At 71.7% G+C, this 13,517-nt stretch carries 10 protein-coding genes and 1 pseudogene; all 11 read left to right on the forward strand.

Going from position 1 to position 13,517, the window contains the following annotated elements:
- The first annotated feature begins 17 nt into the window (after positions 1 to 17).
- The 11 genes and pseudogenes from AQI94_RS27265 to AQI94_RS27315 all read left to right on the forward strand — a co-directional run bounded on the left by AQI94_RS27265 (position 18) and on the right by AQI94_RS27315 (position 13,516).
- Complete coding sequence (locus AQI94_RS27265; RefSeq protein WP_031038205.1) at positions 18 to 854, forward strand: sugar phosphate isomerase/epimerase family protein; 837 nt, start codon at positions 18 to 20, stop codon at positions 852 to 854.
- A 48-nt stretch (positions 855 to 902) separates the two neighbouring features.
- Positions 903 to 1,565 (forward strand): EboA domain-containing protein, encoded by a 663-nt coding sequence (locus AQI94_RS27270; protein WP_107064206.1) that lies wholly within the window; start codon positions 903 to 905, stop codon positions 1,563 to 1,565.
- Between the two features lie 3 nt (positions 1,566 to 1,568).
- Positions 1,569 to 2,435, forward strand: a complete 867-nt coding sequence (locus tag AQI94_RS27275) for a TatD family hydrolase (RefSeq protein ID WP_031038200.1) — start codon at positions 1,569 to 1,571, stop codon at positions 2,433 to 2,435.
- 7 nt (positions 2,436 to 2,442) lie between these two features.
- The gene (gene eboE / locus AQI94_RS27280) at positions 2,443 to 3,600 is read left to right on the forward strand and encodes a metabolite traffic protein EboE (RefSeq protein WP_062229975.1); all 1,158 of its coding nucleotides are present in this window, start codon (positions 2,443 to 2,445) and stop codon (positions 3,598 to 3,600) included.
- Between the two features lie 25 nt (positions 3,601 to 3,625).
- Complete coding sequence (locus tag AQI94_RS27285; RefSeq protein WP_031038198.1) at positions 3,626 to 5,023, forward strand: alkaline phosphatase family protein; 1,398 nt, start codon at positions 3,626 to 3,628, stop codon at positions 5,021 to 5,023.
- Positions 5,020 to 6,204, forward strand: a complete 1,185-nt coding sequence (locus AQI94_RS27290) for a cytochrome P450 (RefSeq protein ID WP_031038196.1) — start codon at positions 5,020 to 5,022, stop codon at positions 6,202 to 6,204. The genes AQI94_RS27285 and AQI94_RS27290 overlap by 4 nt, the downstream gene beginning before the upstream one ends.
- Before the next feature lie 62 nt (positions 6,205 to 6,266).
- Positions 6,267 to 6,776: an O-acetyl-ADP-ribose deacetylase gene (locus AQI94_RS27295; protein WP_031038193.1), complete on the forward strand. Its 510-nt coding sequence runs from the start codon at positions 6,267 to 6,269 to the stop codon at positions 6,774 to 6,776.
- A 189-nt stretch (positions 6,777 to 6,965) separates the two neighbouring features.
- The gene (locus AQI94_RS27300; RefSeq protein WP_031038191.1) at positions 6,966 to 7,529 is read left to right on the forward strand and encodes a hypothetical protein; all 564 of its coding nucleotides are present in this window, start codon (positions 6,966 to 6,968) and stop codon (positions 7,527 to 7,529) included.
- Between the two features lie 230 nt (positions 7,530 to 7,759).
- Positions 7,760 to 11,617, forward strand: coding sequence for a glycoside hydrolase family 2 TIM barrel-domain containing protein (locus tag AQI94_RS27305; protein WP_031038188.1), 3,858 nt, complete (start codon positions 7,760 to 7,762; stop codon positions 11,615 to 11,617).
- A gap of 152 nt (positions 11,618 to 11,769) precedes the next feature.
- A pseudogene (locus tag AQI94_RS27310) lies at positions 11,770 to 11,985 on the forward strand (heavy metal translocating P-type ATPase); the annotation flags it as partial.
- Positions 11,986 to 12,046: 61 nt separating this feature from the next.
- Positions 12,047 to 13,516, forward strand: a complete 1,470-nt coding sequence (locus AQI94_RS27315) for an AlkA N-terminal domain-containing protein (protein WP_037941147.1) — start codon at positions 12,047 to 12,049, stop codon at positions 13,514 to 13,516.
- Position 13,517: the final 1 nt, after the last annotated feature.

Genomic DNA, 13,517 nt, shown 5'->3' on the forward strand with positions numbered 1-13,517 from the left:
CGGCAGAAACCGGCGCCATGAAACCCACCCCCCTCAGATTCGGCTTCGGCACCAACGGCTTCGCCCACCACCGACTCACCGACGTCCTCGTGATCCTCGCCGACCTCGGCTACGACGGTGTCGCCCTCACCCTCGACCACAACCACCTCGACCCGTACTCCGACGACCTGTCCCGGCGGGTCTCCACGCTCGCCCGGGGCCTCGACCGGCACGGTCTGGACGTCACCGTCGAGACCGGCGCGCCCTACTTCCTCGACCCCTGGGTCAAGCATCTGCCGACCCTGATGTCGGACGGCTCCGCGCTCCGCGTCGACCTGCTGGAGCGCGCCCTGCGCATCGCCGCCGACCTCGGCTCGCCCACCGTCCACCTGTGCAGCGGGCCGGCTCCGGTCGGGCTGCCGGAGCGGGACGCGTGGAAGCGGCTGGCGGCCGGTGTCGAGACGGTCCTGCAGACGGCGGAACGGTACGGCGTGGCGCTGGCCTTCGAGCCGGAGCCGTACATGTTCGTGGACAGCGTCGAGCGCTGTCTGCGCCTCGCCGAACTGGTCGGCGGACACGAGCTGTTCGGCATCACCCTGGACATCGGTCACGCGCACTGCGTCGAGGAGCGCCCGCTGCTCGACTGCGTCCGGCTGGCCGCCCCGCTGCTGCGCAACGTGCAGATCGAGGACATGCGGCGCGGTGTCCACCAGCACCTGGAGTTCGGGGCCGGGGAGATCGACTTCCCGCCCGTGCTGGCCGCGCTGCGCGACCTCGGACACCGTGGCCTGGTCTCCGTCGAGATCCAGGGCGGCGCGCTGGACGCGCCTGAGGTCGCCCGCCGCTCGATCGCGTTCCTGCGCGCGGCCGCGTAGGCCCTCTCCTCTCCTTCCCCCTGCCCTTCCCCCACCAGAGGGTTCCTCATGACTGTCATCGTCCCGGCAGACCCCCGACCCGCCCTGTCCGCGGTCCTGGACGCGAGTGCCCGCGCCTGGACGGACGAGGCCACCGCCGCGATCGCCGCCGACGCGAGCGCGATCCGCCGCCTCTTCCCGGCCGCGCGAAGACGCTGCGGCCACTCCCGTCTGAACGAGCACTGGACCGTGGACGAGGCCGCCCGGGCCGTCCTCCTCACCGCGCTGCCCCTGCGCGGGCAGGCGCTCGCCGACGAGGTGGCCGCCCTGCACCGGCACGGCGACCCGGCGGAGCAGCGAGCCGTCCTGCGCACACTGCCCCTGCTCGACCTGGGAGAGCTGGCCCTCCCGCTGGTCCGCGAAGCGTTGCGCGGCAACGACACCACCCTGATCGAGGCCGCCCTCGGCCCCTACGCCGCCCGGCACCTCCCGGACCCCGAGTACCGGCAGGCCGTACTCAAGTGCGTCTTCTGCGAGATCCCGCTCGACCGCGTCCACGGGCTCGGCACCCGCGCCGACCGTGAACTGGCCCGGATGCTCGCCGACTTCGCACACGAACGGATCGCCGCCGGACGGGACGTACCCCACGACATCCGGCCCGTCGTCCGTGCCTTCCCGGATGTCATCGGCGAGGCCCTTGAGCACGCATTCGACGAAGAGGAAGTGGCCTGACCCGTGCGCATCTTCGACCCCCACATCCACATGTCCTCCCGCACCACCGACGACTACGAGGCGATGTACGCCGCCGGAGTGCGCGCGGTCGTCGAGCCCGCCTTCTGGCAGGGCCAGCCCCGCACCTCGCCCGAGAGCTTCTACGACTACTTCGACGCACTGCTGGGCTGGGAGCCGTACCGGGCCGCCCAGTTCGGCATCCAGCACTTCTGCACGATCGCCCTCAATCCCAAGGAGGCGAACGACCCGCGCTGCACCCCGGTCCTCGACGAGCTCGACCGCTATCTCGCCAAGGACCGGGTCGTCGCCGTCGGCGAGATCGGCTACGACTCCATGACCCCGGAGGAGGACGAGGCTCTCGCCCGTCAGCTCCAACTCGCCCTGGACCACGGTCTGCCCGCGCTCGTGCACACCCCGCACCGGGACAAGGCCGCGGGCACGAAGAGGACCCTCGACGTCGTCCGGGCCTCCGGTATCGACCCCGCGCTCGTCGTCCTCGACCACCTCAACGAGCTCACCGCGGGCATGGTTCTCGACAGCGGATGCTGGGCCGGGTTCTCGATCTACCCGAGGACCAAGATGAGCGAGGACCGCATGGTCGGCATCCTCAAGGACGTGGGCACCGAGCGCATTCTCGTCAACTCGGCGGCCGACTGGGGACGTTCGGACCCCCTGAAGACCCGCAGGACGGCCGACGCGATGGCCGCCGCCGGGTTCACCGAGCAGGACGTGGACCAGGTGATGTGGCGCAACCCCGTCGACTTCTACGGACAGAGCGGCCGCCTCGAACTCGACTCGACCCTCGACGAGCCCAGGCCCGACGACCGGTCGAGCTTCCAGGGCAACTCCATCCGGCGCGGGGGAGCGTGAGCGGCCCATGCGCTTCCGGCACCCGGACGGTACCGCCGTCCACCTCGGCTACTGCAGCAACGTGCACCAGGCCGAGGACCTCGACGGCGTCATCGCCCAACTCGCCGACCACGCCGAACCCGTGCGCGCGCACCTCGGCGTCGACCGGCTCGGCATCGGACTCTGGCTGGCCCGGCCGGTGGTCACCGAACTCGCCGCCGACGAGGGGGCCTTGGAGCGGCTCAAGGACGAACTGCGGCTGCGCGGACTGGAGACCGTCACCCTCAACGCCTTTCCCTACGCCGGTTTCCACCGCGAGGTCGTCAAGAAGGACGTCTACCTCCCGGACTGGGCCGACGAGGCGCGTCTGACGTACACCCTCGACTGCGCCCGCGTCCTGGCCGCCCTGCTCCCCGACGACGCCGACCGCGGCAGCGTCTCCACCCTGCCGCTGGCCTGGCGCACCCCCTGGCCCGCCACGCGCGCCGACGAGGCCCGCCGCGCCCTGGACCGGCTCACCGACGGTCTCGCCGTGATCGAGGCGCGCACGGGCCGCCGTATCCGGGTCGGCTTCGAACCGGAACCCGGCTGTGTCGTGGAGACCACCGCCCAGGCGGTACGGCAACTGGGCGGCCTGGACCCGGACCGGCTCGGGGTGTGCCTCGACGCCTGCCATCTGGCCGTGCAGTTCGAGGAACCCGCCGAAGCCCTACGGCGGCTCGCCGACGCCGGGCTGCCCGTGGTCAAGCTCCAGGCGTCCTGCGCGGTCGAGGCCACGGACCCGGCGGACCCGGCCGCCCGCGCGGCCCTGCGCAGGCTCGCCGAACCCCGGTTCCTGCACCAGACCAGGGCGGCCACGGACGGCGGCGTCCTCGCGGTCGACGACCTGCCCGACGCCCTCGACGGCGACCTGCCGGCCGACGCGGGACCGTGGCGCGTGCACTTCCACGCCCCGCTGCACACCGCACCCGAACCGCCCCTGCGCGGCACCGCCGACCAGCTCGCCCAGGTCCTCGCCGGACTGCTCGGCGGGCCCTCGGCGCTCTGCGACCACATCGAGGTCGAGACCTACACCTGGTCCGTCCTCCCCGAACCGCCCGCCGACCTGTCCGCCGGTATCGCCGCCGAACTCGACTGGGCCCGCGCCCGGTTGACCGGCCTCGGCCTCAAGGAGGGCCCCTCATGACCACCGGCCTCAAGGAGCGCCTCTCGTGACCAGCCGTGTCGTCGTGCTCGACATCGTCGGGCTGACCCCGAACCTGCTCAAGCACATGCCGGCCGTCTCCGCCCTCGGCGAGCGCGGCTTCCGCTCCCGTCTCGACACCGTGCTCCCCGCCGTCACCTGCACCGTCCAGTCCACGGTCCTGACCGGTGAACTCCCCGCCAAGCACGGCGCGGTGGCCAACGGCTGGTACATCCGCGACCTCGGCGAGGTCCTGCTGTGGCGGCAGCACAACGCGCTGGTCGGTGGCGAGAAGATCTGGGACACGGCCCGCGCCCAGGACCCCGGCTACACCGTCGCCAACGTCTGCTGGTGGTACGCCATGGGCGCCGACGTGAACTGGACGGTCACCCCGCGCCCCGTCTACTACTCCGACGGCCGCAAGGAACCCGACTGCTACACCTGGCCACCCGCCCTCCACGACGAACTGACCGACAGACTGGGCCAGTTCCCCCTCTTCACCTACTGGGGGCCGAACGCGGGCATGCCCTCCACCCAGTGGATCCTGGCCGCCGCCCGCCAGATCTTCGACGAGAAGCACCCCGACCTCACTCTGGTCTACATCCCGCACCTCGACTACGAACCCCAGCGCTCCGGCCCCGACTCACCGGCCACCATCCGCGCCGCCCGCCAACTCGACGACGCGCTCGGCCCCTTGATCGACCACTTCCTCGCCGCGGGCGCCACCGTCGTCGCGCTCAGCGAGTACGGGGTCGCCCCCGTCTCCCGCCCGGTCGACATCAACCGCGCCCTGCGCCGCGCCGGACTCCTCGAAGTCCACACCCAGGACGGGATGGAGTACCTCGACCCCTGGACCTCCCGCGCCTTCGCGGTCGCCGACCACCAGCTCGCCCACGTGTACGTCAAGAAGCCCGCCGACACCGAGGCGGTCGCGAAGATCGTCCGTGAACTCGACGGCGTGGAACAGGTGCTGGACGCCGAGGGCAAGCGGGAACACGGTCTCGACCACGAGCGCTCCGGTGAGCTCGTCGCGATCGCCGACCACGACGCCTGGTTCACGTACTACTACTGGCTCGACGACGAGCGCGCCCCCGACTTCGCCCGCCAGGTCGAGATCCACCGCAAGCCCGGCTACGACCCCGCCGAACTCCTCTACGACGAGACGGTCCCGTCGGTGAAGCTGCGCGCCGTCGGCCAGGTCGCCCGCAAGAAGCTCGGCTTCCGCTACCGGATCCGGACGGTCCCGCTGGACCCGTCGGGCGTCCGCGGCAGCCACGGCCGGCTCCCCGACGAACCGGGCCACGGCCCCGTACTGCTGTGCTCGGAACCCGGGCCGGCCCGGGAGGCGTACGCGGCGACCGAGGTCAAGTCCCTGCTGCTGGGCCTCGCCGGACTCGACGCACCTGAGAAGGGAACCGCCACGTGAGCACCCACCCCCCGCTCCCCGCCGTCCGTCCCCTCCTCGACCCCGCCCCCGAATACGCCAAGTGGCGGGCCGAGGAGCCGGTCCGCCGGGTGACCGTCTGGGGCGACAACAGCCCGTGGCTGATCACCCGGCACGAGGACGCCCGTGCCGTTCTCGCCGATCCGCGGTTCAGCGCCGACGCCACCCGGGACGGCTTCCCGGGCCTGCGTCCGCAGGCGCCACCGCGCGGTCCCGGCCAGTTCTTCCTGATGGACCCGCCCGACCACACCCGGCTGCGGCGCATGCTCGTCCCCGACTTCACCTTCCGCCGGATCGAGGCGCTCCGCCCGGCGATCGCCCGGATCTGCGAGGACCTGCTCGACGCGATGACGTCCGACGGAGCCACGCGGGCGGACCTCGTCACGGCCTACGCGCTGCCCCAACCCGCGCTCGTCATATGCGAGTTGCTCGGAGTGCCGTACGAGGACCACGCGTTCTTCCAGGAGCAGGCGAAGGCGTTCACCAGCTTCACCACGGGCGCCACCGACGTGCTCGCGGCCCGCGGCGCCCTGTACGGCTATCTCGCCGAACTCCTGGCCGCACGGGGCCGGGAGCCGGCCGACGACCTGCTCTCCCGGCTCGCGACGGACCGGGTGGCCACCGGGGAGGCCACCGCCGAGGAGGCGGTGGGGGTGGCGTTCGTCCTCCTGCTGGCCGGGTTCGAGACGACGGCGAACATGTTCCCGCTGTCCGTCGTGGCCCTGCTCCGCAACCCGGAGCAACTGGCCGCCCTGCGCGCCGAACCGGAGCTCTGGCCGGCGGCGGTGGAGGAGCTGCTGCGCTTCCTGACGGTCTCGCACTGGGGGCTGCGGCGGATCGCGACCGAGGACGTCGAGGTCGGCGGAGTCCTGATCCGCGCGGGGGAGGGCGTCGCGGTGGCGATCCAGGCGGCGAACCGGGATCCGGCCGGTTACCGGGACCCCGACACGCTGGACGTCCGCCGGGACGCGACCGGGCACCTGGCCTTCGGTCACGGACTCCACCAGTGTGTCGGCCAGTCCCTGGCCCGCGCCGAGCTCCAGATCGGCCTGCCCGCCCTCTTCGAGCGGCTGCCCGGTCTGCGGCCGGCGGCCGACCCGGAGGAACTGGCCCTGCCGATGTCGGCGATGCACGGAATGCGGGCACTGCCCGTGGCCTGGTAGTCCCCGGACATCCGCCGGGGGTCTCCGCGCACCCGGCGGGGCGGACTGCGAGAGTGGCGGTCATGACCACCATCAGGCTCGTCCAGGGCGACATCACCCGGGAGAGCGCCGACGCGATCGTCAACGCCGCGAACTCCTCCCTCCTCGGCGGGGGAGGGGTCGACGGGGCCATCCACCGCCGCGGCGGCCCCGCGATCCTCGCCGACTGCCGAAAGCTGCGTGCCTCGCACTACGGCAAGGGCCTGCCGACCGGAAAGGCGGTGGCCACCACCGCGGGCGATCTGGACGCGCGCTGGGTGATCCACACCGTCGGCCCCCGCTACAGCCATGAGGAGGACCGTTCGCACCTGCTGGCCTCCTGCTACCGCGAGTCCCTGCGCGTCGCCGACGAACTGGGCGCCCGGACGGTCGCCTTCCCGGCCGTGTCCGCCGGCATCTACGGCTGGCCGATGGACGACGCCGCCAGGATCGCGGTGGAGACCGTACGGGAGACAAGGACCGCGGTCGAGGAGGTCCGGTTCGTGCTGTTCGACGAGACGGCGTACCGGGCGTTCGCGGGGCGGATCGTCTGACGCCGGAGGGCCCGTACCCTGACGGCCGAACACCTCCGGGCGCTTCAGGCCTGGAGGTGTGCGGGGAAAGTGCCTGTTCAGAGCCGTCCTGAGGTGGTGAGCCTCCTGGCGTCGGCCCTGGTGTGCGGTTGCGGGGCGTCCTGTCGGTTCTCACGGTGGGCCCTACGAAGCTCTTCGAAAGGACCCCGCATGCGCCCCCTCGTCTCCCGCGGCCTTCTCCTGCCGTCCGTGGTCTGTGCCGCGCTGATCCTCGGCCCGGCCGGCACCGCGGCCGCCGCCGACTCGGGCCGCGGCGCGTCGGACCAAGGAACATCCCGGACGGCCGTCGCGTACGGCGTCGACGACGCGGACACCCTGAAGGGCCGCCTGGACGCGCTGGACCGCTCCGGGCACAGCGGTCTCCTCCAGCCTCTCCAGCCCCTCCTGGGTGCGGTCACCGGCCTCACCGGCCTGAACGGCACCCACCTCGACGCGAGTGAGGCGGCCGCCCACGCGAAGGCCGTTGAGGCGGCGAACACCGAGGTCCGGGAACTGCTGCGGCAGCAGAGCGGCGCGGAGCGGGCCGCGGCGGCCGACCCGGTCTCGGACCTCCTGGACTCGCTCCAGTCCACGATCGACGACCTGCTCAAGTCGCTGACCTCGCTGGACGTGGGCGGAGTGCTGGGCGCGGTCACCGGCCTCCTGGGCACGGTGGTCGGGACCGTCACCGGACTCCTCGGCGGCGGGCTTCCCTCCTTGCCCGCCGCCGGCTGATCCGAGGGCGGCACCGCACCACCCCACGGCACCCCCGCGTGAGTACACGCGGGGGTGCCGCATGTCGTCTTGTCCCCAGGACCACACAAAGTCCGACAGGGTCATTGCCTCGACCGTCTTCGGGATCTAGGTTGAGTCGCATCCTGTGCCTCAAAGTCCCCAATAGCGCACAGGAATTGACGCTCCCTCAGTACGTACACCGCACTGTCGTCCCGAGGAAGGTTCCACCGATGCCCCACCCGTATCTGCCTGCCCCCCTCAGCCGCAGGCGTCTGCTGGAGTCGGGGGCCGCCGTCCTCGGTGCCCTCGCCCTCTCCTCAGGACCGCTGGCCGGTCGCGGTCACGCGGCGGAGGGCGCCCCGGAGTGGAACGGCGCCATCGACCTCTTCCGGGTGGGCACCCAGCCCCCGCACACCACCCTCATGCCGTACGCCGATGTCGGCCAGGCGCTCGCCGCCGACCGCACCCGCTCGCCGTACCGCGTGAGCCTCGACGGCAGGTGGAAGTTCGCCTACGCGGACCGCCCCGCCGACCGCGACACCGACTTCCACCGCACCGACGTGGACGACTCGGACTGGGACACCATCCCCGTTCCCTCGGTGTGGCAGGTACATGGCTACGACTTCCCGATCTACGTCAACATCACCTACCCGTGGTGGGGCCCCAACGGTCTCGGCGAGGAAGCACAACCGCCCGCCGCGCCGACCCGCTACAACCCGGTCGGCCAGTACCGGCGCACCTTCACCGTCCCGAAGGACTGGTCGGGGCGGCGCACCTTCCTGCACTTCGAGGGCGTCAAGTCCGCCCACTACGTGTGGATCAACGGCGAACTCGTCGGCTACCACGAGGACTCCTACACCCCCGCCGAGTACGACATCACCCCGCACCTCAGGCCGGGCACCAACCAGATCGCGGTCGAGGTCTACCGCTTCTCCGACGGGGACTGGCTGGAGGACCAGGACATGATCCGGCTGAGCGGCATCTTCCGCTCGGTCTACCTCTACTCCACCCCGGCCGTCCACCTGCGCGACTTCAAGCTGGACACCCCGCTCGGCGACGACTACACCTCCGCCGAGCTCTCGGTCACCGCGAGCGTGCGCGACTACGGCGGCGGCAACCAGGGCGACTACACCGTCGAGACCCAGCTCTACGACTCGGGCGGCCACGCGGTCTGGCCCCGCCCGCTCCAGCAGGCCGTCGCCCTCGCCGCCGGTGACGAGACGACCGTACAGGCGGCGAAGGCCGTGCCCGCCCCGAAGCTGTGGTCGGCCGAGCACCCGAACCTCTACACCGCCGTCCTGCGGCTGCGCGACCCCGCCGGCAAGGTGATCGAGACGCTCTCGCACCGCGTCGGCCTGCGGGAGTTCGCCCTGAAGGACGGGCTGATGCGCATCAACGGCCGGCCGGTGTCCTTCCGCGGCACCAACCGCCACGAGATGCATCCCGACCGCGGCACCGCGCTCACCCGCGCGGACCTCGTGAAGGACATCACGATCATCAAGCGGATGAACATCAACTCCGTCCGCACCTCGCACTACCCCAACAACCCGCTCTGGCTCGAACTCGCGGACGAGTACGGCCTGTACCTCGTCGACGAGACCAACCTGGAGACCCACGGCATCCGCGACCAGTACCCCGGCAACCACCCCGACTGGAGCGCGGCCTGCGTGGCCCGCGCCCAGAACATGGTCCACCGCGACAAGAACCACGCCTCGGTGGTGATCTGGTCGCTGGGCAACGAGGCGGGTGGCGGCAGCACCTTCGTGAACATGCGTGACTGGATCAAGTCGTACGACACCACCCGTGTCGTCCAGTACGAGGGCGACGACCGGCCCACCATCAGCGACATCCGCTCGGAGATGTACGACAGCCCCGCACGGGTGGAGCAGCATGCCAGGAACACCGCCGACACCCGGCCGTACGTGATGATCGAGTACTGCCACGCGATGGGCAACTCCAACGGCAACTTCAAGAAGTACTGGGACATCATCCGCCGCTACCCCGTCCTCCAGGGCGGCTGGATCTGGGACTTCGTCGACCAGTCCCTCAGCGAACCCGTCCCGGTACGCCAGTTGCTGACCGAGAGCGGACCCGGCGCCCTGACGGGCGAAGTGCTGCCCGCGAGCGCCCGGTTCGACCGTGACAAGGGCGTCTCCGGGGGCACGGTCTTCGCCCGCGACGCCCGCCTCGACCTCACCGGCTCGCTGACCGTGGAGGCCTGGTTCACCCCGAAGGTGACGGGCAACCACCAGCCGGTCATCGCCAAGGGCGACACCCACTACGCCCTCAAGCAGTCCGGAAGGACGCTGGAGTTCTTCATCCACGGCGGCGGTCAGTGGATCACGGCCAGTTGGGCGGTCCCGGACGACTGGACGGGTCGGGAGCACCATGTCGCCGGTGTCTTCGACGCGGCCGCGGGCACCCTGACCCTCCATGTGGACGGCCAGGTCAGGGCGACCAAGGCCACCTCACAGCGGCCCGGCGTCAACACCGCGCCCCTGGCGCTGGCCGTCGATGTCGACAACCCCACAAGGGAGTTCAGCGGCACGATCAGGAAGGCGCGGGTGTACGCCCGTGCCCTGAGCGCCGCCGAACTGGCCTCCGACAGCCGGAGCCCCGCGGACGAGGGCGTGCGGTTCTGGTTCGACGCGGCGACGGTGAAGCTCACCGAGAAGCGGTCCGCCCAGAAGACCTTCTTCGCCTTCGGCGGCGACTGGGGCGACAACCCCAACGACGGCGCCTTCGTCGCCGACGGCATCGTCACCGCCGACCGCGGCCACACCGGCAAGGCCGCCGAGGTCAAACAGATCTACCAGGCGGTCAACGCGTCCTGGGCCACGGACGGGTCCGTGACGCTCACCAACGAGTACCTGTTCACCAACCTGCGTGAATTCAGTGGCAGTTGGACACTGTCCGCCGACGGGAAGGTGATCCAGCGCGGCAAGCTGACACGGGATCAGCTGAACCTCGCACCGCTGTCGAGCAAGTCCGTCACCGTCCCGTACAAGCTCCCGGCCGCCCCCGCGCCAGGCACCGAGTACTTCCTCCAACTCTCCTTCACGACAAGGGAGTCCACGCCCTGGGCGCGAGCCGGCTTCGAGGTGGCCAAGCAGCAGCTCGCCGTCGACGCGGACAGCCCGGCGGTGACACCGGCACCCCTCTCGAAGGTCCCCGCCCTGGCCCACCGGGACGCCTCCGGCCAGGTCACCGTCACCGGCAAGGACTTCTCCGTCACCGTCGACAAGGGCAGCGGGACCATCACGTCGTACCAGGCGCACGGCACCCGCCTGATCACCTCGGGTCCCGTCCCGAACTTCTGGCGGGCGCCCACCGACAACGACCACGGCAACGGGCAGCACACCCGCAACCAGACCTGGCGCGACGCCGGTGCCCGCCGCAAGGTGACCGACGTGAGCGTGCGGGCCCTGCGGGACCGGGCCGTCGAGATCAAGGTGAGCGGCACCCTGCCGACGACGACCGAGTCGACGTACACCACGACCTACACCGTCTTCGGCAACGGCGAGATCAAGGTCGACAACACCCTGCACCCGGGCGCCGGTTCACTGCCGTACATACCGGAGGTCGGCACCCTTCTGTTCCTGCCGCGCCGTCTGGACCGGCTGCACTACTACGGCCGCGGCCCCGAGGAGAACCACTGGGACCGCAACGATGGTACGGACGTGGGCCTCTACTCCGGGACCGTCGCCGAGCAGTGGACCTCCTACATCCGGCCGCAGGAGAACGGCAACAAGACCGACGTCCGCTGGGCCGCGCTGACCGGCCGGGACGGCGTGGGCCTGCTGGTCTGCGGTGAACCCCTGCTGGAGGTCAACGCCTCGCACTACACCCCGGAGGACCTGTCCAACGGGGTGCGCCACGACTACCAGCTCACCCCGCGCGACGCGGTCGTCCTGCGGGTCAACCACCGGCAGATGGGCGTCGGCGGCGACAACAGCTGGGGTGCGCACACCCACGACGAGTACAAGCTGTTCGCCGACCGGGACTACGCGTACACGTATCGGCTGCGGCCGCTGAAGGACGTGGGCGAGGCGACGGCGGCTTCGCGGCGGCCGACGGGCACGGCATAGGTGCCGCGCCGGAGGTGCCGGGCCGGGCCGTCGGGCACCTGACGGCATCGTCGTGGCCGGTCGAGCCGTTCCCCGCGCCCCTCAGGGCTCGGGGAACGGCTCACCCGCGCCTGCGAAGGAGCCCTGCGGCCGGCACCGGCCGCCGAGACCTCCGGGCCGCCCCCCGGCTGGTCCTGCAGAACCTGGTGATCGCGGGTACCTTCATCACCGGGCTCGTCCTGTGGGACCTCCTCGGCCACCTCCCGCTGCCGCTCGGGGTCGCCGGGCACGAGGGCTCGACGGTCCTCGTCGGCCTCAACGGACTGCGGCTGCTGCGCGAGTCCGCGTGGCGGCCGGGCCGGGTCCCGTCCCAGGGCACGCGAGGCTGATGTCGGATTCCCGCCAGCCGAGCCCGGCCGGGTGGCCGATGCTGGACGCATGCAGACGGGGATGTACACCGAGACCGAGCGCTGTGTGCGCGCCGTGCAGTCCAAGGACGCGCGGTTCGACGGCTGGTTCTTCACCGCCGTCCTGACGACCCGCATCTACTGCCGGCCGAGCTGCCCGGTCGTCCCGCCCAAGCCCGGGAACATGACCTTCTACCCGAGCGCGGCGGCCTGCCAGCAGGCGGGCTTCCGGGCCTGCAAGCGCTGCCGCCCCGACACCAGCCCGGGCTCGCCCGAGTGGAACCAGCGCGCCGACCTCGTGGCCCGCGCGATGCGGCTGATCGCCGACGGCGTGGTCGACCGCGAGGGCGTGCCCGGCCTCGCCGCCCGCCTCGGCTACAGCACCCGGCAGGTCGAACGCCAGCTCCTCGCCGAACTCGGCGCCGGCCCGCTCGCCCTCGCCCGCGCCCAGCGGGCTCAGACGGCGAGGATCCTCATCGAGACGACCGCCCTGCCGATGGCGGACATCGCCTTCGCGGCCGGCTTCTCCGCCATCCGCACCTTCAACGACACCGTGCGCGAGGTCTTCGCGCTCGCGCCGAGCGAGCTGCGCACGCGGGCCGCGAAGCGGTCCACGCCGGACACCCCCGGCTTCCTGTCCCTGCGCCTGCCGTTCCGCGCGCCCCTCAACCCCGACAACCTCTTCGGCCACCTCGCAGCCACCGCGGTCCCGGGCGTGGAGGAGTGGCGGGACGGCGCGTACCGGCGCACGCTGAGGCTGCCGTACGGACACGGCATCGTGGCCCTCACACCTCAGCCCGACCACATCGCCTGCCGGTTGATGCTGAGCGACCTGCGCGACCTGACCGTCGCCATCAGCCGCTGCCGCCGGATGCTCGACCTGGACGCCGACCCGGTCGCGATCGACGACCAGCTGCGCAGGGACCGGCTGCTGGCCCCACTGGTGGACAAGGCGCCCGGCCGGCGGGTCCCGCGCACGGTCGACGAGGCGGAGTTCGCCGTACGGGCCGTGCTGGGCCAGCAGGTCTCCACGGCGGCGGCCCGCACCCACGCGGCCCGCCTGGTCACGTCCCACGGCGAACCCGTCGACGACCCCGAGGGCGGCCTGACGCACCTCTTCCCGACCCCGGAGGCACTGGCCGCACTGGACCCCACCGCACTCGCCATGCCCCGCACCCGCCGTACGACGTTCACCACCCTGGTAAACCAACTGGCGGACGGCAGAATTCAGTTGGGCGTCGAGAGCGACTGGTCCGAGACCCGCTCCCGTCTCCTCGCCCTGCCCGGCTTCGGCCCCTGGACGGTCGACGTCATCGCCATGCGCGGCCTCGGCGACCCGGACGCCTTCCTCCCGACCGACCTCGGCATCCGCCGCGCCGCCCAGGAACTGGGCCTGCCCTCGACCCCGGCCGCGCTGACGGCCCGCGCGGCGGCCTGGCGGCCCTGGCGGGCCTACGCCGTCCAGTACCTGTGGGCGACCGACAGTCACCCCATCAACTTCCTCCCCGTGTAAG

The organism is Streptomyces pseudovenezuelae (assembly GCF_001513955.1).
GTDB lineage: Bacteria > Actinomycetota > Actinomycetes > Streptomycetales > Streptomycetaceae > Streptomyces > Streptomyces pseudovenezuelae.